We start from the raw sequence: 19776 nt of genomic DNA, 5'->3' as shown, positions 1-19776 counted from the left end.
TTAATTTAAAAACATGATTTTTATTAAAAATAATTTATATGTTGCGGTTTTAAATAAAAAAAGGGAGGTTAACCCTTTCCTTTTCTCCCTGAATTATTTTCACTTCTTACCGCTTTTTTTTTGATCAACCTTGCTGGCCCAATATGTGGCTAATGCAGGGCCTGAAATATTATGCCATAAACTAAAAATCGCACTTGGCACTGCCGTAACCGGGGATGCAGCGAAATGCACTGCCGCTAAAGCCACACCCAAGCCTGAATTTTGCATACCGACTTCTACCGCCACTGCTTTACAGTCGGCATAGGGTAATTTAAATAAACGACTTACCCAAAAACCCAGCAAATAACCCAAACCATTGTGTAAGGCAACAACCCCTAGAATCAGTAAACCAGATTCCAAAATTTGTGCCTTACTGCCTGCGATAATTGCAGCCACAATCGCGACGATGGCCAACACAGAAATTAGTGGCATCACTTGAATATAGCCATCAACTTTTTGCCTCCATACAGCCCGAACGATTAAACCCAAAATGATTGGTAACAGCACGACCTGAAGGATTGAACCCAACATCGACAGGGCATTAATTTCAATCCATTGGCTGGCCAAAAGATAAAAAATCGCAGGTGTCAATACAGGTGCTAAAAGAGTCGAAACCGAGGTACAGGCGACTGACAAAGCGGTATTGCCTTTGGCCATATAGGTAATCACGTTTGAAGCCGTGCCCCCAGGACAACAGCCCACCAAAATCACGCCAATGGCAATTTCAGATGGCAGTTGAAACAAATGACACAACAGATAAGCCAATCCGGGCATCACCATAAACTGTGCGACCACTCCAATGATGACGGCTTTGGGACTGTGTAATACCCCTTTAAAATCATTCACGGTCATGGTCATGCCCATTCCGAACATGATAATACCGAGCATCCAGATGATATACATTTTAAGCCAGACAAAGAGATCAGGTGCAAGTAGCGCCATACCTGCAAATAGTACGACCCACAGGGCAAAAGTTTTTTGAATAAATTGCGTAAAGCGCAAAAAAGCTGACATGGTTCAATCCAATCTTTATTCTGGCATCCGCGCTAAATATCATCTGATACAAGACGCATGAGGAAATTATTGATTATTCCTGGCGCTTAATTGCGCCCTTTATAATGCCAGCGGTTGAATAATATCTTTGACATACAGGCGTTTCACTCCTGCTGCCAGCATATCTTGCCAGGCATGTTGCAATGACCCATCCAGATCAATGCCCTTGGTGGCATCTGAAATAACATAAGCTTTAAAGCCCAGTTTGCAAGCATCGATTGCCGTCCAGGCCACACAAAAATCTGTGGCAATGCCGACAATAAACACGGTATCAATTCCACGTTCTTTTAAATAGCCGGCCAAGCCGGTGCTGGTTTTTTGATCCGCTTCCATAAAGGCAGAATAACTGTCGATATGTGTATGGAACCCTTTGCGAATAATCAATTGTGCACTCGGCAAGTTGAGCTCTGGATGCAGTTCGGCATCTGACGTGCCTTGAACGCAATGTGCCGGCCACAACACTTGGGTTCCATAATCCAATTTAATCGTTTCAAAAGGCTGTTTACCCAGATGATTTTTGGCAAATGAAATATGATTTTCCGGATGCCAATCTTGGGTAATCACAATATTGTCAAAATAGTGCGCCAACTGGTTAATTTTCGGAATGATCTGATCCGAATCGGCCACGGCTAATTGACCCCCTGGGGTAAAACCATTTTGTACATCCACCACAATCAAGGCTGTATTGTTTTGCATAATTGGCAGTCCATTCTTTGCATGTTGTCATTTTGGTTAAGCATATAACAAAATAAATTGCAGGATTGAAGCTAGATGGTAAAAATAAAATGACTTTCAATTTAAATCATAAAGAGGCTTTGATAAATTCGTTTCTAGACAGATTCGATACCAAGCATGTCCGATACTCGACTTGATCCAAAGCATCGGGAAAGTTTTTAATTTTATGTGGCTAAAGAATCAAAATAAAATTGAAGTTAAAAAAATAGCCCGCAAGCTGCGAGCTATTCTAAACAGTAAAAAATTAAGCTTGAGCTTGTAAGCGACGAACCAGAATCAGCATAAATACGGCTGAAATCACAATACAAGGAATGGCTGCTGAAATAACCCCAGCTGCACCAAAACCTGCGGCAAGGAGTTGACCGGCAATTGTCGGCCCAAGCATTGCACCTACACGTCCCACGGCTGAGGCCATGCCCACGCCTGTTGCACGTACTTCGGTTGGGTAAACAATACTACCGAAAGCATACAGTACGCCTTGGCAACCAATCACGAATGCGCCGACCAATGCTGAAGCCATGTACATTTGCGTCAACGAGCTTGCTGCATTTAAGCAGAATAAGCCTACCAAAATACCGCCGTACATCAAAATAATGACATAGGCTTTTTTCCAGCGGTCGGTCAGCATACCTAAAATAATCGTACCGACTGTTGCACTCATCATGAAGAAGAATTGTGCCGTGCTACCTTCCTTACGGCTAAAGCCCAGTTCCATAAACAGTGAAGGCAACCAGCTCAACATGATGTAAACCACCATCAAGGTGAAGAAATAGCTTAAAGAAATTAAGCAGGTACGCATCAAGTTACTGCTATTAAATAGATCTTTAAAAGAGCCTTGAGTCGTAACTGTGGTTGTTTCCGCGTTCGTTTGCGCCTTTAAGAATTCACGTGATTCTGGTAAAAACTTAATCATGATAGGAAGCACGATAATCGGCAACAAACCGCCTAGATAGAAAATATTTTTCCAGTTGGAGCCAAAATCTAAACTCGCAATATACGACAAAATAGCCGCACCCACTGGCATACCACAATACATCAAACCCACAGCACGACCACGGTTTTCAGGTCTAACCGCTTCGGAAGCCAGCGTAATCAAGTTGGGCATGGCAGCGCCTAAACCTGCACCTGCTAAAAAACGAACCAATAAAAGCGTATTAAAACTATTGACCCAGACGGTACACAAGGTAAATACTGCAAATACTGCAACCGACCAAATCAGCACCTTTTTCCGTCCGATACGATCCGAATATCGTCCACCAATCAGCGCTCCGGGTAACAAACCCAAAATCCCTGCGCTAAAAAACACCCCCAATTGCGAACTATCCAAGCCAAAAGCTTCGCGAATACCCGCTGCGGCAATACCTGCTGCCTGAATATCCAGTCCTTCAATCACTGCAATTAAAAAACAGATAGCAACTGTAATGACGGAGTGTTTGTTATCTGATCTTTCCATTACAAACTCCTTGTTCGATTAGTGTCCAAAATAGATCACCATCATCCATGAGTCAGAACATACAAATAACTATCAATAAGTGGAACAAGTTCCCTGTTATTGACAAAAATAATGGATATTTAACACATTCTTAATGCACTCACTGCTAGTCATAAAAACGCTTAATCCCCACTAATCAGCACAAAAAATTTAACACCACAATCAGCATTTCACGTATGAAAATCATCCTATGCGAAAACGTTAAAAATAGATTAATAGTTTTAACGAATTATTCCGCAAGTTTTTAATGATGATTCTTATCTTTTAAGCTCTTGGTTTATATAGCTTTCAAGTCTATGTTCATCCTTATTAAATCTTAAATCCTGATGTTTTTACCCGGAATTGCCGATGGTATTGGCTTTAAAGCACTTTTATCACAACGTGCCTGACATTTTTGAGTGATACCCAGCGGCCAGTTATATAATGATGCTGAGCAAAAAGTTACTGAAATTCAATTGTAAAAGGGGCTTTTGTTCTGTTTAGTAGACTTTTCACTTGCTTTTCATAAAGTTTTTAGATGGTTTGACTAAAGCATATTGTTCTTCATCGTTTGTTCGTTCATAATTTGCATAAGCATTATTCAATTACCTCTAATCATATTGAAAATGCTATAAATCAGAATAGGTAACCATCCAAATTTATGCTTTTCTACCTCAGCCGGATGGACAAATAGGATATTTTTTTAAAATGACTCAGCAAGCACAGATCATCCAAGGTTCAATTGTCGCAATCGTCACCCCGATGTTTGAAGATGGCAGCGTAGATTGGAAGGGTCTAGAAAAGCTCGTTGAGTGGCATATAGCACAAGGTACCAATAGTATTGTTGCTGTAGGCACAACTGGTGAAGCCTCGACCTTAAGCATGGCAGAACACACCAAAGTTATCGCGGAAATCATTCGTGTAGCCAACAAACGTATTCCTGTCATTGCAGGTACGGGGGCAAACTCGACCCATGAAGCGATCCAACTGACCAAAGAAGCTAAAGAACTGGGTGCCGATGCAGCGCTCCTCGTCACACCTTATTACAACAAGCCTACACAAGAAGGCTTATATCAGCATTATAAAGCTATTGCTGAGGCCGTTGATTTACCACAAATTCTTTATAACGTACCAGGGCGTACTGGCGTCGACATGTTAAATGAAACGGTGATTCGCCTGGCGGATATCCCGCAAATTATCGGCATTAAAGACGCAACTGGTGACGTACCGCGTGGTCAAGAACTTATTGAAGGATTACACGGGAAAGAGATGACCGTTTACTCTGGTGATGATGCGACTGCATACCAATTGATGGGCTTCGGCGCAAAAGGCAACATTTCTGTAACTGCCAATGTTGTCCCTAAAGAAATGAGCCAGGTGTGTGCTGCTGCGATTGCAGGTGATGCAGAACGCGCTGAAACTTTAAACAATGAAGTTGCAAATTTACACAATATTCTGTTTTGTGAATCTAACCCAATTCCTGTGAAATGGGCGCTTCATGAAATGGGATTAATTGGTACCGGTATTCGCTTACCATTAACTCCTCTTGCAGAACAATATCGTACACCGCTGCGTGAAGCACTCAACGCTTCTGGTGTCATTAAATAAAGAGCACAAACACTATGCAATTACGTTTTGGTTTAACCCTTGCCCTTTCAGCATTCAGTTTAGTGGGTTGTAGTTCAGTGGGAATCAGCAACGGTTCACTGGATTATAAAAATACTGCAGCCCTTGAACCCCTGAAATATCCTGAAGGTTCAATGGTTCGACCGGCAACGCCGTTGTATCCGTCTCCGGTGGTTGACCCACTTGCGATTGAACATGCTCCCAAGCTTGAAAATAAGCGCGGCAACCGTTTTGCTTTACCTCGCCCTGACAACACTCAGGCAAATGCACCAACAGATCGCCAAGATGAAAGCACAAATGTCGGCCGCCCTCAGTTAGTTCGTGATGGAAATCAAAATCCGTTGCTCAAAATTGATGGAAATTCTGCTACAATTTGGCAGTACACACTTGCTACTCTCAGCAGCCTGAATCATACCATTGTTGGTCAAAGTAAAAATCGTTATGAAGTAACGATTAAGATCGATCAACAGGTCTATGTATTAAGACTTACCTCTGTAGGAACGAGTAACAACATCGCTGTGTTCAATGCCGATAATAGCTTTGCAGACCAAGAAAAAGCTGCAGAACTGTTAACCCAGATTTACCAAAATTGGCCAGCCTAGTCGTACTAGGCATTTTTTTTTGCAAAAGGTTCCCCCATGTTGAAACAAACCTTGCTCTATACTGGTAAAGCGAAATCTGTTTATGAAACAGACAGTGCAGATCACCTTATCCTAGTCTTCCGTGATGATGCCTCTGCATTTAACGGCGAAAAAATCGAACAGCTGGATCGTAAAGGCAAGGTGAACAACCGTTTTAACGCCTTCATCATGGAAAAATTGGCTGCTGCTGGCATCGAAACTCACTTTGAAAAACTTCTTTCTCCGACTGAAGTTTTAGTGAAAAAACTAAAAATGGTTCCTGTTGAATGTGTTATTCGTAACTACGCAGCGGGTAGCTTGTGCCGTCGTTTAGGTGTTGAAGAAGGTAAAGAGTTAACACCTTCTACTTTTGAATTGTTCTTCAAAGATGACGCTCTTGGCGATCCAATGGTGAACGAATCTCAAGCGATTGCTTTAGGTTGGGCAACTGCTGAACAACTTGAACAAATGAAAGTCCTGACTTATCAAGTCAACGATGTTCTTAAAGATTTGTTCGACAAAGGCAACATGCTGCTTGTTGACTTCAAACTTGAATTTGGTGTGTTCCACGACCGTATTGTTCTGGGTGATGAATTCTCTCCAGACGGTTGCCGTCTATGGGATAAAGACACCAAGAAAAAACTCGACAAAGACCGTTTCCGTCAAGGTTTAGGCGGTGTGGTTGAAGCTTATGAAGAAGTTGCAGCACGTTTAGGTCTCGATCTTTCTGATATCTAATTCGTACTTACGGATTCAAAAAACCGAGCTTTTAAGCTCGGTTTTTTATGATCATGAATAAAGCATGCAATCGGATAAACAAATTTATTTAATAAAAATCATCGTTTTTACATTCGATACTTAAGCCGCTAATATAATTTCATAGCTAGCAACATTGTAATTGAATCTTCATCTGAGGTCTTACCGACCAGATGACTGTTACCCTCTAGGATGTATCTCCCCCAAGACATCCTATTTTCCGCCCAACTCACCCTGAGTTGGGCTTTTTTTTTACTGCTGCTGTTGTTCCTGCTGCCAGCGACGTTGTTGAAGTTTTTCACCTTCCACTTCACGTTTATTTCGCGCGGACTCATACAACTTGGTGCCTTTTAATTCAGGCGGCAAATACTCTTGCAAGACAAAATGCTCTGGATAATTGTGTGGATAGAGATAATTCACACCATAGCCCTGCTCTTTCATCAATTTAGTCGGCGCATTTCTTAGATGTAAGGGTACCGGTAAATTTGCGGTTTTTTCAGCTAAATCCAACGCCTTATTGATGGCTAAATAGGTACTGTTACTTTTTGCACTGGTGGCCAGATAGACCGCACATTGCCCCAGAATAATACGACATTCTGGCATGCCCACAGCTTGAACCGAACGGAAACACTCTCCTGCAAGAAGCAGTGCATTCGGATTGGAGTTGCCAATATCCTCAGAAGCTGCGATCAGCATGCGACGTGCAATAAAGATCGGATCTTCACCGCCTTTGAGCATGCGCGCCATCCAATACAAAGTCGCATCCGGATCACTACCGCGAATTGACTTAATAAAAGCCGAGACCAGGTCATAATGCTGCTCGCCCGATTTGTCATAGCGGGCAATATTCTGCTGCGCGACTTTCACCACAATGGCATTGGTAATGATGTTTTCAAGTTCAGGTTCAAAGGTGCTGGCGATCAGGTCTAGCAGGTTAAGGGCCTTACGCGCGTCTCCGGCAGCAAATTGAATGAGTGCTTCATATTCTTCAATTTGAATCAATCGTTCTTTTAAAAAAGCATCATTTTGCAATGCTTGATTCAATAACGTCTGGATCGAATCGGCATCTAAAGCATTCAGGCTATACACCTGACAACGCGATAACAATGCGCTATTCACTTCAAAGGAAGGATTTTCTGTGGTGGCACCAATCAGCGTGATTTTACCCTTTTCCACTGCATTCAATAAGGCATCTTGCTGTGACTTATTGAAACGGTGGATTTCATCAATAAACACCACAGGTTTTAGTAAGTCCCCACTTTCAGCAATAATCTCACGAAGTTCTTTCACGCCCGTATTCAAAGCCGACAGACTGACAAAAGGTCGATCAACCGCCTGTGCCAGAAGCACAGCAATGGTGGTTTTCCCCACACCCGGTGGTCCCCAAAAAATAATCGAGGGTAAATGCCCCTGATCAATCATTTGGCGTAAAGGAGCCTGATCACCTAATAAATGATCTTGACCAATAATTTCTGATAAATCACGCGGACGAAGCCGTTCAGGCAGTGGAATATGACTATCTGACATCTTGTTATTTCTTGAGTGTGCTTAAAACAAGTCTACTATGTAATTTTAATATCGCGTATTTCAATTGAAATGTTTTACAAAAAAATCATCTGATTTTGAACTTTACCAATTCATGCGGTCTTGCACCAGGCGGCGCAATCTTGCCATGATTAAAATGATTTCAAGTAAATATCTTTTAGAAAGTCTTTTCCAAGAAATGGACAGTTAAAATTAACGTACCCAGCGAACAATATAGTCTTCAATATCATCTTCATTCACATCAACTTCTGAAATACAGCGCCCTGCGGCCGACTTTTTCGCCTTAATCACACTATCCCGTGTACCGGTATTTAAATAATGCCAAGACGGTAATTTTTTACCTTCTTTTAAGCGACGATAAGCGCAACTGGGTGGCAACCAGTGAATCGTAGCTAATTTTTCAGGCGTGAGTTGAATGCAATCAGGAACATATTCAAAACGTTCGGCATAATTACTGCAATGTGCTGTTTTGCAATCAAGCAGTTTGCACGACACTTGGGTATAAGCCACTTCGCCGGATTCTTCATCTTCTAGTTTGATCAGACAACATAAACCACATCCATCACAAAGTGCCTCCCACTCAGTAGGATTCAATTCAGCTAAAGGATATTTTTTCCAGAATTCCGGACGTAATTGTTCAGTCATAAAACCAAAAAGAAGAAAGGTAGGGCATTATTATAACGTGTTCAAGTTCACAATGTATGAATGTTATTTTTACTTTGAATCATATATTTATTGTCAAAGTGAACATTTTGCAAACACAAGCATAACAATTTTAGGAATATCTAGGCCCTATACTGAATCTACTTTGAAAACAACAACTCATGGAGAAAGATTATGTTTCGTTGGGCTATTATTTTTGCAGTAATTGCGCTGATTGCGAGTCTACTTGGTTTTGGTGGTGTCGCTGGTCTATCTAAAGACTTCGCGGTTATTCTACTTGTCATTGCAGTTATTCTAGCAATTGTCGGTTTCCTGTCACGTGGCAAGATATAAATACCACCGTTAGTTAAAAACGATTAAACAATGAAAAAAGAGCCTAAATAGGCTCTTTTTTCATATCAAAATTTCATCTTTTACATCATCAAAGACCTGAGTTAAATTAAGAAAATTAAAGTATTTTTCATCTATTCAATTCAGGTCATCGTTTTACCATCAAGAATAAATTCTTTCTCTAATTTGTTAGGGTTTTAAGTGACGTGGTCTAAACCCAGTGACCAGTAAACCAATCGCATACGCTAAAACGCCCACCACACAGAGCCCGATCACTTCAAATATACGGATCCATTGGGATACCTCACCGTGATACCAAGTTAAGCCATACCAAAGTGCCGCAATCATGAGGGCATTGGCAATGGCAAACTGAAGGAAAAGTTTTTTCCAGTGCGCTCCAAAACGGAAAATATTGCGTTGGTGCAGATAAAAATACAACATTCCGGCATTTACCAGTGCTGAACCTGAAGAGGCCAAGGCCAAGGCCATATGTTCTGCTTCCCAATGGATCAGTTTAAAGAAGCCAATAAAGATCACGTTTAGAATGGCATTGGCTGCAACAGCCATCAAGCCGACTCGTACCGGTGTTCGGGTATCTTGTTGTGCGTAAAAGCCTGGCGCAAAGACTTTAATCAGCATGAAGGAAATTACCCCGGCGCTCATGCATTGCAAAGCCAATGCCGTCATTTGAGTATCTTCAAGGGTAAATTGCCCGCGTTGGAACAGTGCCTGAATGATGGGCGTCGACAACATGAATAAGGCAATACTGGCGGGAATACCGACTAACATAACCACTCTTGCCGCCCAGTCAATCATGCCACGGAACTTTAATTGATCTTGCTCGGCATGACGCATAGAAAGCGATGGCAGAATCACCGTACCAATGGCTACCCCAATTAAGCCTAAAGGCAATTCGGTCATACGCTCGGCACTATATAGCCAGGACACTGACCCGTCTTGCATAAATGATGCCCAGATAGTGTTCAGCAGCAAGTTGATTTGCGTTACCGAAACACCAAACAGTGCAGGCAGCATCAGTTTCATGATGCGATCCACACCTTCGTGCTTAAAATCTACTTTCGGTGGAATCAGCAGATTTTTATGCCACAGCTCCGGGATTTGAATGGCCAGTTGCAATACCCCTGCAACCACGACTGCCCAGCCCAAGGCCATAATCGGTTCAGCCATATACGGTGTCAACCACCATGCGCCTGCAATCATGGTGATATTCAGTAAGACTGGCGCAAAAGCTGGGGTGGAAAATGAACCGTAACTGTTTAAGATACTGCTGGCAAAAGCAGTCAGCGACATAAACAGTAAATAGGGAATGGTCAGACGGAACATGTCTGTGGCTAAGGCAAATTTTTCTGGATCACTATGGAAGCCCGGTGCATAGATATACAAAATCGCAGGGGCGGCAATCATGGCAATAAAGGTCAGTGCGGTCATAAAGGTCGCCAGGCAACCAAATACCCGACTAATCAGAATTTGCACTTCAGCATGGGTTTTTGTAGTTTTGTATTCGGTTAAAACTGGAATAAAGGCTTGAGAAAATGCCCCTTCGGCAAACAGCCGCCGAAAGAAGTTCGGGATACGAAAGGCAACCACAAAGGTATCGAAATCTTTACCTGCACCAAACACATTCAGCAAAACCACATCTCGGACCAGACCCAAAACCCGAGACAACATGGTCATTGCACTGACAATAAAGGTCGACCGCCACAGTGCCATCGTTTCCACCTAGTATTAAAATAAGTCGCTATTGTAAAGAAACTTCACAGGAATTTCGTTGTTAAATCATAAAATCGGGCAGCTATTAATCTGCTTTATATTGTTGGATTAATGCTCTGGTTTTTGGCCAATCAAAAAAAGGCCCCGGATCGGTTTTACGTCCTGGCGCAATATCCGAATGCCCTGCCAAATGTTGTAATATTTTCGGATAGGTTGCCTGTAAGGTCGCAATGACTTCTGCCAATACGCTGTACTGCACATCTTCAAAAGGCTGGTCATCGCTGCCTTCCAGCTCAATACCAATGGAATAATCATTACATTCTTTTTTGGCCAAATAGCTGGAACGCCCTGCATGCCAAGCACGATCATTAAAATTCACACATTGCAGTACTTCGCCCGTGCGCAAAATTAACAGATGAGTAGACACCTGCATGCCTTCAATGGTCTGAAAATAAGGATGCTTTGACCAATCCAGCTGGTTTTGAAAAAACTGTTCAATATAGCCGCCGCCAAATTGCGAGGGTGGCAAACTGATGTTATGCACCACCACCAACTGAATTTCGGTGTGTTCGGGACGTTGATTATAGTTCGGGGATGGTACTTGCCTTGCACCGATCAACTGACCCTCGATGACCTGAAAAGACGGTGCCTGTTGCATATTCCTATCCTCAGTTTTATTCGTCTAAGTAGATGATTTTAGCGCAATCCTAAGACTTTAAGCTTAAAATCTCAAACTCCCAGAATAAAAATCCATTGAAAAAGCATTTCTTTTAAATGAACAGTGCTAATATAACGCGCAATTTTCATGGCTTAAAAAAGATACGGAATTCTGATGAGCATATCTCAATCTTTGTTGGAACACGCAATCCAGATCAATATTCAACAGGCTTTACAAGAAGATATTGGCGAGGGTGATATCACCGCTTTATTGACTCCTGAAGATGAACAAGCCACTGCAACCATCATTAGCCGTGAAGATATGGTACTTGCGGGTCAACCTTGGGTGAATGCTTTAATCCAAGCCTATGATTCATCCGTCCAAGTGACTTGGCTTAAAAATGATGGTGAGCGTGTTCAAGCCAATGAAGCCTTTTTAAAACTGGCCGGCTCTGCACGCAGCTTACTTACGGTTGAACGTCCTGCACTAAATTTTGTACAAACACTTTCTGCGGTTGCGACCAAAACCGCTGAATATGTAAAACAATTAGAAGGTTTAAACACCAAATTGCTCGATACCCGTAAAACCCTTCCCGGCTTACGTATTGCGCAAAAATATGCCGTGGCAATTGGTGGGGGTCAAAACCATCGCATTGGTTTGTTTGATGCTTTTTTAATTAAAGAAAACCACATTATGGCAGCAGGCGGCATTACTCAGGCGATTGCCAAAGCGCATAACATTGCCCCGGGTAAACCTGTCGAAGTTGAAGTCGAAACCTGGGATGAGCTGAATCAAGCCTTGGAAGCCCATGCCGATATCGTGATGCTGGATAATTTCAGTCAACAGCAGATGATTGATGCGGTGAAGCATGTAGCAGGTCGTTGCAAATTGGAAGCTTCGGGTAACATCACCATTGACAACTTACGTGAAGTAGCAACATCCGGTGTCGACTATATTTCGATGGGCGTTTTAACCAAGGATGTCAAAGCGGTTGATTTATCCATGCGCTTTAATGCTTAACTCTGCTCAGTATCATTTTTCGGTTGAGATTTTGGTTTAGAGGTTGAATCCTGAATTTCACTGTATTGTTTTTGCTGTTGCCAAGCTGAGTGGGTTGATTGTTGTTCTGAAGCACGTGGATCACTGATCATCAGCGCCAGAGTTACCACGGATATAACCAGGATAATAATATTTAGCATCTAATGCTCCTGTAAAATAAGGCATGAGTTTAAGCACTCAATATGAGCTGAATCTTAAGCCTGCGTTTCAAAAGGTGTAAAAGTTGCAGCCATTTTGTATCCGCCCTTTTTAAATTTAATTTTGACTACTCCATAAAAAACGCACCTTGAGGTGCGTTTTTTATTTCTTAATTAAAAAACTTACCAGCCTAAAGCTTCCTGTTGTTTTTTAATCAGTTCTTGAATGCCTTTTTCAGCCAATTCAAGCATTTCGTTACACTGTGCACGCGTAAACGGTTTTTCTTCCGCAGTACCTTGCAGTTCAATAAACTCACCGGCTTGAGTCATCACCACATTGAGGTCAGTTTGACAGCTTGAATCTTCTTCATAACACAAATCCAATAACGCTTCGTCTTTATACATACCGACAGAAATCGCAGCCACCAAGCCTTTAAGTGGATCTTGCTTAATTTTCTTTTTCTCAAGCAATACATTCATCGCATCAATCAAGGCAACAGCTGCACCGGTAATAGATGCGGTACGTGTACCCCCATCTGCCTGAATCACATCACAGTCGATGGTAATGGTATTTTCACCCAGTTTTTTCAAATCGACCATGGCACGCAAGCTACGACCAATCAGACGCTGAATCTCTTGAGTACGGCCGCTCTGTTTACCACGAGCGGCTTCACGGTCACTACGGGTATGGGTTGAACGTGGCAACATACCGTATTCAGCAGTGACCCAGCCTTGTCCCTTACCTTTAAGGAAGCGTGGCACTGAATTGTCAATACTGGCAGTACAAAGAACTTTCGTATGACCAAATTCAATCAATACTGAACCTTCCGCATAACGCGTATAGTTACGGGTAATTTTTACGTCACGTAATTGATCTAAAGTACGTTGGTCGATACGCATAATGGGTTCTCTTTGGCTAAAATTCATTGCGGCTTAGTATAACAGAAGCAAGCTTGAAGGTTTTGTCAGGACATTGTCAATTGGCAAAAACCATAAAATCATGCTGCTTCTATTAAACCGCGAGTTGAATGAGACACCCATTATGCTTATTTCAAAGCACTCGCTATTTCACTTTAAAAGCCAAATAATGTTTTCAACTTCTGTTTGGATTGCACAACCGATGCCGTCCAGGAATTCGGTAATGAGCATTTGGCTAAACGCACCCAAACACTGCCAAACTGTTTAACGAAACTGGCTTCGTTATAGTGAATTCCATACTCTGCGCACAAGGCACGAATTTTGGGTGCCGCTTCAGCATAACGATTGGCAGGCATATCCGGGAATAAATGGTGTTCAATTTGATGACTCAAATTACCACTTAAAATATGCAACCATTCTGTGCCACTAAAGTTACTCGATCCGCGAATTTGACGTAAATACCATTCTGCACGGGTTTCATTTTCAGTATTGTCCAGTTCAAAAGTTTCTGCATCTTCAGTGAAATGACCATTAAAAATCACTGCTGAAGACCAGAGGCTACGAATCACATTGGCTACGGCGTTGCCTGCAAATACCGGAAGGGCATTTGGACCGGCAATTAGCGGGAAAAACACATAATCTTTGGCCACCTGACGCACAGCTTTTTTACGGAATTTCGCTGAGTCGACCCAAACCTCTTTCCATGTTTTGGTTTTATAGGCAATCGCATCTTCTAAATGTAGGTTTTGTAAGCCCACATACCATTCGAAAAACACCATTAATTGAATGGCCAAAGGAATATTGAATAAAAAGCGCGGTTCCCATTTTTGCGATTCGCTGACACGAATCAGGCCATAACCGACATCATGGTCTTTGCCGACAATATTGGTATACGTATGGTGAATATAGTTGTGGGTATATTTCCAGTCATCACCCGTCGCCATGGTATCCCAGTCATAATTGGCACCGTTCAGGTTTGGATCATTAAGCCAGTCAAACTGACCATGCATCACGTTATGCCCTAACTCCATGTTTTCCACGATTTTGGAAATACCCAACAAACCGGTTCCCAATAACCATACTGGTGGAATCCAGCCGCCGAACATCAACATGCCGCGAGAGGCGATTTCGCTATAACGAACAAAATCACGAATTTTATAAATGTATTTGGCATCTTGCTCGCCAATACTGTCCATAATTTCACGGCGAATTGCATCGACCTTTTCACCAAATTCTGCAATTTGCTCTGCACTTAAATATTTTGATTTACTATTTTCTGGAAACTTAACTGACATATTCATTATTTTTCTCCTGAGTCATGCTCTAGCACCTATTCACGGCAAGTACGAGCAAAACTAAATTTTTTAAAGGTTGATCACGACAGGACTGACGGCTTGGCTAATACACAACTTAATTTGGGTATTGCTATCGTGGTCAATTTCGCCGGTCAGTAAATTTTTGGTTGAGCCGCTGACTTTAGTACAGGTACAAGTGTTGCAAATACCCATACGGCAACCATGCGCCGGTTTCAACCCAGCCTGTTCAGCACTTTCAAGTAAATTGGTTTTTGCTTCAAATTCTTGTTGGGCACGTAGAAATATCACCGGTTGTACAGCTGCAGTTTCATCAACAACCACCTGGAAATATTCCTGTTTAAGTTGATCGACAATCCCCAGCTGTTGATAAATCTGGTTCAGGCTTTGCATCATCCCCTGAGCACCACAGGCATAACTTTGACGTTGCTTGAAATCGGCGATCGTACTTTCGAGCAGTTCTATATTTAAATGCTGTTTCTGGGCTACGGTATTAAAATGATGGTATTGAAACTGTGGATGTTGTTCGGCTAATTGCTGTAATTCGCTATGAAACGCGTCATCACGGGTAAAATACAACAGATCAATTTGGCTGATATTTTGAGTAAGTGCCTGTTGCAATAGCGAATAAATCGCGGTAATACCGCTGCCTGATGCCAGCAATAGCACAGGCGCCTGAGATGAACTTAAGCTGAAATCGCCCTGAACTTGAGAGATTTCCACCACGCTGCCTAGCGTCAACTGGGTTAAGGCATTGGAAACTTTACCCTGACGTTTCACCGCAATCACGATGTTGCCCGTCTCGGTGATTTTCACAATCGAATAGCTACGTTGCTGACGAACCCCTGCAATCACCAAAGTCACTAAAATACTTTGCCCGGCACGGAATGCTTTTGCCTTAAAATTATGATTTGGCTGAAGCTGAATTTGATAAAAGTCTTCACTCAACATATGCATGTCGACAATACTGGCTTTAACTTTTTTCCATGCCCACACTGGATTCACTTTTTCAGCAATAAAATCGACGAAATCTTCTCGGATCCATTGCGGTTGGTACTGCATCACATGACTCATAGGAGGTTCCTCTTTCTTATTGCTGGTTATTTATTTGAGTGAACAGGTGTTCTTACAGTGAACACTTGTACACTATAATTATTTTTTGATTCAGTCAACACATGTTCACTGACATTCGTCGTTTAGTTTGTTTTTTTTTGATAGACTTCATTTATATTTTTTTTAAGGTAAGCGAATGTCGATCCGGGATGAGCGTAAACAACAAAGCCGCCAAGCACTTTTGGATGCCGCGCTTGCTTTAAGCACGTCTGGACGTTCTTTCAGTAGCATCAGCTTGCGCGAAATCGCTCGTCATGTGGGACTGGTACCGACTGCATTCTATCGCCATTTTCAAGACATGAATGAGCTTGGGCTGGAACTGGTTGATGAGGTGGCTCTGCATCTGAAGGGTATTTTGCATCAACTTGGACAAGCCTATATCTACCAACCGAATACTCAAGCGAAAATCAGCCTAGACCTGTTTTTCCAGGCGGTTGAGCATCATCCTGAACCGTGGGTGTTTATGATTGCCGAGCGTTGGGGGGGATCAGAAGTGATTCGTCAGGCCATTGCCCGGGAAATTAATTTTTTAATTGAAGATCTGGCCAATGATTTATGCAAAATGGAAACGGTACAGCACATCCGCAATCTGCAAGACCTGCAAGTCATTTCTAATATTCTAATTAATTTATCCTTTACCTGGGCGATGACCTGGATGGACATCAATCGTCACTATCAGGCTGAAGAACGCATAGAACAACAAATACAATTTAAGACGCAAACCATTACTCAAGTGCATGTCATTTTCCGAGGTATTTCCAACTGGGATACTTCAAAGACAATCACTGAATAATTCACTACAGCTTAGACATAAAAAAACCCGCAATCATTGCGGGTTTTTAGTTCATCACACTTATTTCGCTTTACGCTCTTTTTCTACCAGATAGCTCACGACTTGAGTCACCTTGCCATCTTCACCTTGAACCACATATTTACCATTCACCACAACAGCCGGAACACCGCTCAATTGGTATTGTTGCGCCAATTGCTTGGATTGAGCCACTTTAGAGGTAATCGCGAATGAATTAAACATGCTGTTAAATTTGGCTTCAGGTATGCCATATTTCACAAAGAACTTGGCTTGTGATTTTTGGTCAAAAATCTGTTGGCCCCCGGCATGAATGGCATGGAATAAAGGCAAGTGAGTTTTTTTACGAACGCCTAATGCTTCAGAGACATAATAACCACGCGCACCTTGTTCCCAGACTGGATTCATTGCAGCAGGTGTACGTATAAAGTTGACATCTTTAGGAATTTTTCTGAGCCAAGCCTGCATATGGGGTTCTAATTTAAAGCAGTGTGGACAGCCATACCAAAAGAACTCACGTACTTCAATTTTTCCAGGCACTTCAACTTTACCTGGGTTGGCAATCACGGTGTAATCTTTACCCGCGACAAAATCGGCAGCCATTGCAGTGCCTGAAAAGGCAAAAATAGCAGTAGCAACGCTACCTAAAAGGAATTTTTTCATTGACCTTATTGTCCTCTGAATCGTTATGATTAAGTTATACGATGACTATAAATCAATTATGCCGAATTCGTTTTCATTCTGTGAACTTTTTTACAGCTTTTATCGCTTTTTTGAGAATAAACGCTACACTAAGCGCCTATAACTTTTTTTAAAATATAACGACTTGATTGAGGTGATACCGATGTCGCAATTGAATGTTGATCCACAAGAAATTGCCAAATTTGAAGCATTCGCAGCCATATGGTGGGATCAGCATTCTGAGTTCCGTCCCCTGCATCAGATTAACCCTTTACGCTTAAATTGGATTGATGAACATTCAGGTGGCATTAGCGGTAAAAAAGTCCTCGATGTCGGCTGTGGCGGCGGTATTTTGTCTGAAAGCATGGCACGGCGTGGTGCAAATGTTTTAGGCATCGATATGGGTTTAGCCCCTTTAAACGTGGCGCGTATTCATGCAGAACAAGAAAATGTGAGCAATATTGAATATCGCCAGGTTCCGGTTGAACAGTTGGCGCAAGAACAAGCCGGACAATATGATGTGGTCACTTGCATGGAAATGCTTGAGCACGTTCCAGATCCGGCATCAATTATCCAAGCCTGTCAAACCTTGGTCAAACCGGGTGGTCATGTATTCTTCTCGACCATTAACCGTAATCCAAAATCTTATTTATTTGCCATCATTGGGGCGGAATACGTCCTTCGGATGCTGGCCAAAGGTACGCATGATTATCATAAATTCATCAAGCCCTCTGAACTTGCACATGACATTCGCAGTGCAGGCTTAAAACTCAAAGACATGACCGGTCTGCATTTTAATCCCATTACCAAACGTTACTGGCTGGCACCGAATGTCGATGTGAACTACATGGTGTACACCGTAAAAGAAGGTGCCTGATGAAAGCTGTACTGTTTGATCTAGATGGCACTCTGATTGACACTGCTGCCGACTTTATTCGCATTATTCAAGACATGTGCCGCAATAAACAATGCGAGATCGTGGCTGCCGATCTGATTCGCACCCAGGTGTCGGAAGGCGCACGTGCCATGGTGAAACTGGTCTATCCGGAACTGGATGTTGAAGATCCGGTATTTCTTGCCCATCGGCAACGTTTTTTAGACCTGTATGGTGAAGATATTGCGGTGGATACCGACCTGTTCGACGGCATGTATCCCCTGCTTGAAGAACTGGAAAGCCAGAATATTCCTTGGGGTATTGTGACCAATAAGCCACGCTGGCTCAGTGAATCGCTGCTAAAAGCACTCAATTTGACTGATCGCTGTGCCGTTCTGGTCTGCCCGGAAGATGTCAGCAAAACCAAACCGGATCCTGAACCGATGTATCTGGCAGCCAAGCATATTCAGCTTCAGCCGGAAGATTGCATTTATGTGGGCGACCATCCCCGTGATATCGATGCCGGTCGTAACGCCAATATGTACACCATCTTGGCCGGCTATGGTTATTTACCATTGCAACACAAAGATGACTTAACAGCATGGCAAGCTGATTGTATAGTCAAGACAGTTGCCGAATTGCATCAGGTGATTAATCGACTGGTCAGCTCAAAGCAAGATAATCATTCTCTCATTTCATAACGATATAACAATATATAACCGAGGAGGTATGCAATGAAATATTCAGAATATCAACCTCGCCCTGATCTGTTAAAAGATCGCATTATCCTGATTACAGGGGCGGGCGATGGTATTGGTCGTGCAGCTGCAATTAGCTATGCCCTGCATGGGGCAACTGTGGTACTGCATGGACGCACGCTAAACAAGCTGGAAGTCATTTATGATGAAATTGAAAGCTTGGGTGCGCCACAACCGGCAATTCTCCCATTGCAGTTATCCAGTGCATCTCCTCGAGACTATGAGTTACTGGTCGATACCTTAGATAAACAGTTTGGTCGCTTAGACGGCATTTTGCATAATGCCGGTATTCTGGGTGAACGTACCGAACTGGCCAATTATCCGATCGACGTCTGGGATGATGTGATGGCAGTGAATTTGCGTGCGCCATTTTTACTGACGCAAGAGCTGTTACCACTGCTGCATAAATCAGAACATGCCTCTGTGGTTTTTGCCAGTTCTGGTGTAGGCCGTGAAGCACGTGAACGTTGGGGTGCATACTCGGTTTCTAAAATTGCCGTTGAAGCGGTCAATCAGATTTTTGCCAAAGAAAATGTCTATCCGAATGTACGATTTAACTGCATTAATCCGGGCGCAACTCGTACCGCCATGCGTGCCAAAGCTTATCCGGAAGAAGATCCAAAAACTTTAGCGACGCCTGAAATGATTATGCCGGCCTACCTGTATTTAATGGGTGACGACAGCTTGCATATGAATGGTCAAAGTATTGATGCGCAGGATTAATTCTTAAAAAGATCCAAAGGGAGCATAGGCTCCCTTTTTAGTTTATGCCTCTTGTTTGAGGTGAAATCACTTTTAGATCATACAAAACTATAAATCGTATTTTTAAATCATTTTAATAATAATATTCGGTTTTTCAAATTAAAAAGATCAGCTTATGCTGATTCA

21 protein-coding genes are annotated in these 19776 nt (G+C 42.5%); 9 read left to right on the top strand and 12 right to left on the bottom strand.

Annotation, left to right across the window (positions count from 1 at the left end):
* Positions 1-99: 99 nt before the first annotated feature.
* The 3 genes from AY606_RS12500 to mhpT all read right to left on the bottom strand — a co-directional run bounded on the left by AY606_RS12500 (position 100) and on the right by mhpT (position 3280).
* Complete coding sequence (locus AY606_RS12500) at positions 100-1053, bottom strand: bile acid:sodium symporter family protein (RefSeq protein WP_067869149.1); 954 nt, start codon at positions 1051-1053, stop codon at positions 100-102.
* A gap of 99 nt (positions 1054-1152) precedes the next feature.
* Positions 1153-1788 (bottom strand): bifunctional nicotinamidase/pyrazinamidase, encoded by a 636-nt coding sequence (gene pncA / locus AY606_RS12495; protein ID WP_067869145.1) that lies wholly within the window; start codon positions 1786-1788, stop codon positions 1153-1155.
* Between the two features lie 283 nt (positions 1789-2071).
* Positions 2072-3280 carry a 3-(3-hydroxy-phenyl)propionate transporter MhpT gene (gene mhpT, locus AY606_RS12490; protein ID WP_067869142.1) on the bottom strand — a complete coding sequence of 403 codons (1209 nt, stop codon included), beginning with the start codon at positions 3278-3280 and terminating at the stop codon, positions 2072-2074.
* A gap of 726 nt (positions 3281-4006) precedes the next feature.
* Between mhpT and dapA the strand changes: the two genes are divergently transcribed.
* From dapA to purC, 3 genes are read left to right on the top strand one after another with little or no spacing between them, the layout of a single operon-like run.
* Positions 4007-4906 carry a 4-hydroxy-tetrahydrodipicolinate synthase gene (gene dapA, locus AY606_RS12485; protein WP_067869139.1) on the top strand — a complete coding sequence of 300 codons (900 nt, stop codon included), beginning with the start codon at positions 4007-4009 and terminating at the stop codon, positions 4904-4906.
* A gap of 14 nt (positions 4907-4920) precedes the next feature.
* Positions 4921-5526 carry a lipoprotein-34 precursor (NlpB) gene (locus AY606_RS12480; protein WP_067869136.1) on the top strand — a complete coding sequence of 202 codons (606 nt, stop codon included), beginning with the start codon at positions 4921-4923 and terminating at the stop codon, positions 5524-5526.
* Positions 5527-5562: 36 nt separating this feature from the next.
* On the top strand, positions 5563-6282 hold the full coding sequence (gene purC, locus AY606_RS12475; protein WP_067869133.1) for a phosphoribosylaminoimidazolesuccinocarboxamide synthase: 720 nt from the start codon (positions 5563-5565) through the stop codon (positions 6280-6282).
* 270 nt (positions 6283-6552) lie between these two features.
* Here purC and AY606_RS12470 read toward each other — a convergent pair whose 3' ends face one another.
* The gene (locus AY606_RS12470) at positions 6553-7827 is read right to left on the bottom strand and encodes a replication-associated recombination protein A (protein WP_067869130.1); all 1275 of its coding nucleotides are present in this window, start codon (positions 7825-7827) and stop codon (positions 6553-6555) included.
* A gap of 210 nt (positions 7828-8037) precedes the next feature.
* On the bottom strand, positions 8038-8490 hold the full coding sequence (locus AY606_RS12465; protein ID WP_067869127.1) for a YcgN family cysteine cluster protein: 453 nt from the start codon (positions 8488-8490) through the stop codon (positions 8038-8040).
* A 192-nt stretch (positions 8491-8682) separates the two neighbouring features.
* Between AY606_RS12465 and AY606_RS12460 the strand changes: the two genes are divergently transcribed.
* Positions 8683-8841: a DUF1328 domain-containing protein gene (locus AY606_RS12460; protein WP_067869124.1), complete on the top strand. Its 159-nt coding sequence runs from the start codon at positions 8683-8685 to the stop codon at positions 8839-8841.
* A gap of 186 nt (positions 8842-9027) precedes the next feature.
* On the opposite strand, the gene murJ is transcribed toward AY606_RS12460, so the two are convergent.
* Positions 9028-10578: a murein biosynthesis integral membrane protein MurJ gene (gene murJ / locus AY606_RS12455; RefSeq protein WP_171255417.1), complete on the bottom strand. Its 1551-nt coding sequence runs from the start codon at positions 10576-10578 to the stop codon at positions 9028-9030.
* Between the two features lie 76 nt (positions 10579-10654).
* Entirely contained in the window at positions 10655-11227 is a 573-nt protein-coding gene (ampD, locus tag AY606_RS12450; RefSeq protein WP_067869118.1) for a 1,6-anhydro-N-acetylmuramyl-L-alanine amidase AmpD, read from the bottom strand.
* 174 nt (positions 11228-11401) lie between these two features.
* On the opposite strand from ampD, the gene nadC reads away from it, so the two are divergent.
* The gene (gene nadC, locus AY606_RS12445; protein WP_067869116.1) at positions 11402-12247 is read left to right on the top strand and encodes a carboxylating nicotinate-nucleotide diphosphorylase; all 846 of its coding nucleotides are present in this window, start codon (positions 11402-11404) and stop codon (positions 12245-12247) included.
* Here nadC and AY606_RS12440 read toward each other — a convergent pair.
* The 4 genes from AY606_RS12440 to AY606_RS12425 all read right to left on the bottom strand — a co-directional run bounded on the left by AY606_RS12440 (position 12244) and on the right by AY606_RS12425 (position 15728).
* Positions 12244-12426 carry an ABZJ_00068 family colistin stress protein gene (locus AY606_RS12440; RefSeq protein ID WP_067869113.1) on the bottom strand — a complete coding sequence of 61 codons (183 nt, stop codon included), beginning with the start codon at positions 12424-12426 and terminating at the stop codon, positions 12244-12246. The two genes, nadC and AY606_RS12440, sit on opposite strands and share 4 nt — an antisense overlap.
* A gap of 180 nt (positions 12427-12606) precedes the next feature.
* Entirely contained in the window at positions 12607-13323 is a 717-nt protein-coding gene (gene rph / locus AY606_RS12435; RefSeq protein ID WP_067869111.1) for a ribonuclease PH, read from the bottom strand.
* 173 nt (positions 13324-13496) lie between these two features.
* Positions 13497-14642 (bottom strand): fatty acid desaturase family protein, encoded by a 1146-nt coding sequence (locus AY606_RS12430; RefSeq protein WP_067869108.1) that lies wholly within the window; start codon positions 14640-14642, stop codon positions 13497-13499.
* A gap of 63 nt (positions 14643-14705) precedes the next feature.
* Entirely contained in the window at positions 14706-15728 is a 1023-nt protein-coding gene (locus AY606_RS12425) for a ferredoxin reductase (protein ID WP_067869105.1), read from the bottom strand.
* Between the two features lie 175 nt (positions 15729-15903).
* On the opposite strand from AY606_RS12425, the gene AY606_RS12420 reads away from it, so the two are divergent.
* Positions 15904-16560, top strand: a complete 657-nt coding sequence (locus AY606_RS12420) for a TetR family transcriptional regulator (protein ID WP_067869102.1) — start codon at positions 15904-15906, stop codon at positions 16558-16560.
* A gap of 60 nt (positions 16561-16620) precedes the next feature.
* Here AY606_RS12420 and AY606_RS12415 read toward each other — a convergent pair whose 3' ends face one another.
* Complete coding sequence (locus AY606_RS12415) at positions 16621-17238, bottom strand: thiol:disulfide interchange protein DsbA/DsbL (protein WP_067869100.1); 618 nt, start codon at positions 17236-17238, stop codon at positions 16621-16623.
* Between the two features lie 181 nt (positions 17239-17419).
* On the opposite strand from AY606_RS12415, the gene ubiG reads away from it, so the two are divergent.
* The 3 genes from ubiG to AY606_RS12400 are packed head-to-tail and all read left to right on the top strand — an operon-like array spanning position 17420 to position 19611.
* On the top strand, positions 17420-18133 hold the full coding sequence (gene ubiG / locus AY606_RS12410) for a bifunctional 2-polyprenyl-6-hydroxyphenol methylase/3-demethylubiquinol 3-O-methyltransferase UbiG (protein ID WP_067869097.1): 714 nt from the start codon (positions 17420-17422) through the stop codon (positions 18131-18133).
* Positions 18130-18831 carry an HAD family hydrolase gene (locus tag AY606_RS12405; protein ID WP_171255418.1) on the top strand — a complete coding sequence of 234 codons (702 nt, stop codon included), beginning with the start codon at positions 18130-18132 and terminating at the stop codon, positions 18829-18831. The genes ubiG and AY606_RS12405 overlap by 4 nt, the downstream gene beginning before the upstream one ends.
* Before the next feature lie 33 nt (positions 18832-18864).
* Positions 18865-19611 carry a YciK family oxidoreductase gene (locus tag AY606_RS12400; protein ID WP_067869090.1) on the top strand — a complete coding sequence of 249 codons (747 nt, stop codon included), beginning with the start codon at positions 18865-18867 and terminating at the stop codon, positions 19609-19611.
* Positions 19612-19776: the final 165 nt, after the last annotated feature.

Source organism: Acinetobacter sp. SFB (assembly GCF_001647545.1).
Lineage (GTDB): Bacteria > Pseudomonadota > Gammaproteobacteria > Pseudomonadales > Moraxellaceae > Acinetobacter.
Note: the sequence above shows the minus strand (reverse complement) of the source record. Positions and strands in the feature narration are given on the sequence as shown.

Bases quoted from the DNA above. Each gene is read 5' to 3' on its own strand.
- AY606_RS12430 (WP_067869108.1), bottom strand. From the start codon at position 14,642: ATGAATATGTCAGTTAAGTTTCCAGAAAATAGTAAATCAAAATATTTA.
- AY606_RS12415 (WP_067869100.1), bottom strand. From the start codon at position 17,238: ATGAAAAAATTCCTTTTAGGTAGCGTTGCTACTGCTATTTTTGCCTTT.
- AY606_RS12460 (WP_067869124.1), top strand. From the start codon at position 8,683: ATGTTTCGTTGGGCTATTATTTTTGCAGTAATTGCGCTGATTGCGAGT.
- AY606_RS12470 (WP_067869130.1), bottom strand. From the start codon at position 7,827: ATGTCAGATAGTCATATTCCACTGCCTGAACGGCTTCGTCCGCGTGAT.
- rph (WP_067869111.1), bottom strand. From the start codon at position 13,323: ATGCGTATCGACCAACGTACTTTAGATCAATTACGTGACGTAAAAATT.
- mhpT (WP_067869142.1), bottom strand. From the start codon at position 3,280: ATGGAAAGATCAGATAACAAACACTCCGTCATTACAGTTGCTATCTGT.
- dapA (WP_067869139.1), top strand. From the start codon at position 4,007: ATGACTCAGCAAGCACAGATCATCCAAGGTTCAATTGTCGCAATCGTC.
- AY606_RS12400 (WP_067869090.1), top strand. From the start codon at position 18,865: ATGAAATATTCAGAATATCAACCTCGCCCTGATCTGTTAAAAGATCGC.
- AY606_RS12465 (WP_067869127.1), bottom strand. From the start codon at position 8,490: ATGACTGAACAATTACGTCCGGAATTCTGGAAAAAATATCCTTTAGCT.
- purC (WP_067869133.1), top strand. From the start codon at position 5,563: ATGTTGAAACAAACCTTGCTCTATACTGGTAAAGCGAAATCTGTTTAT.
- AY606_RS12420 (WP_067869102.1), top strand. From the start codon at position 15,904: ATGTCGATCCGGGATGAGCGTAAACAACAAAGCCGCCAAGCACTTTTG.
- ubiG (WP_067869097.1), top strand. From the start codon at position 17,420: ATGTCGCAATTGAATGTTGATCCACAAGAAATTGCCAAATTTGAAGCA.
- ampD (WP_067869118.1), bottom strand. From the start codon at position 11,227: ATGCAACAGGCACCGTCTTTTCAGGTCATCGAGGGTCAGTTGATCGGT.
- AY606_RS12440 (WP_067869113.1), bottom strand. From the start codon at position 12,426: ATGCTAAATATTATTATCCTGGTTATATCCGTGGTAACTCTGGCGCTG.
- AY606_RS12480 (WP_067869136.1), top strand. From the start codon at position 4,921: ATGCAATTACGTTTTGGTTTAACCCTTGCCCTTTCAGCATTCAGTTTA.
- AY606_RS12425 (WP_067869105.1), bottom strand. From the start codon at position 15,728: ATGAGTCATGTGATGCAGTACCAACCGCAATGGATCCGAGAAGATTTC.
- AY606_RS12500 (WP_067869149.1), bottom strand. From the start codon at position 1,053: ATGTCAGCTTTTTTGCGCTTTACGCAATTTATTCAAAAAACTTTTGCC.
- nadC (WP_067869116.1), top strand. From the start codon at position 11,402: ATGAGCATATCTCAATCTTTGTTGGAACACGCAATCCAGATCAATATT.
- pncA (WP_067869145.1), bottom strand. From the start codon at position 1,788: ATGCAAAACAATACAGCCTTGATTGTGGTGGATGTACAAAATGGTTTT.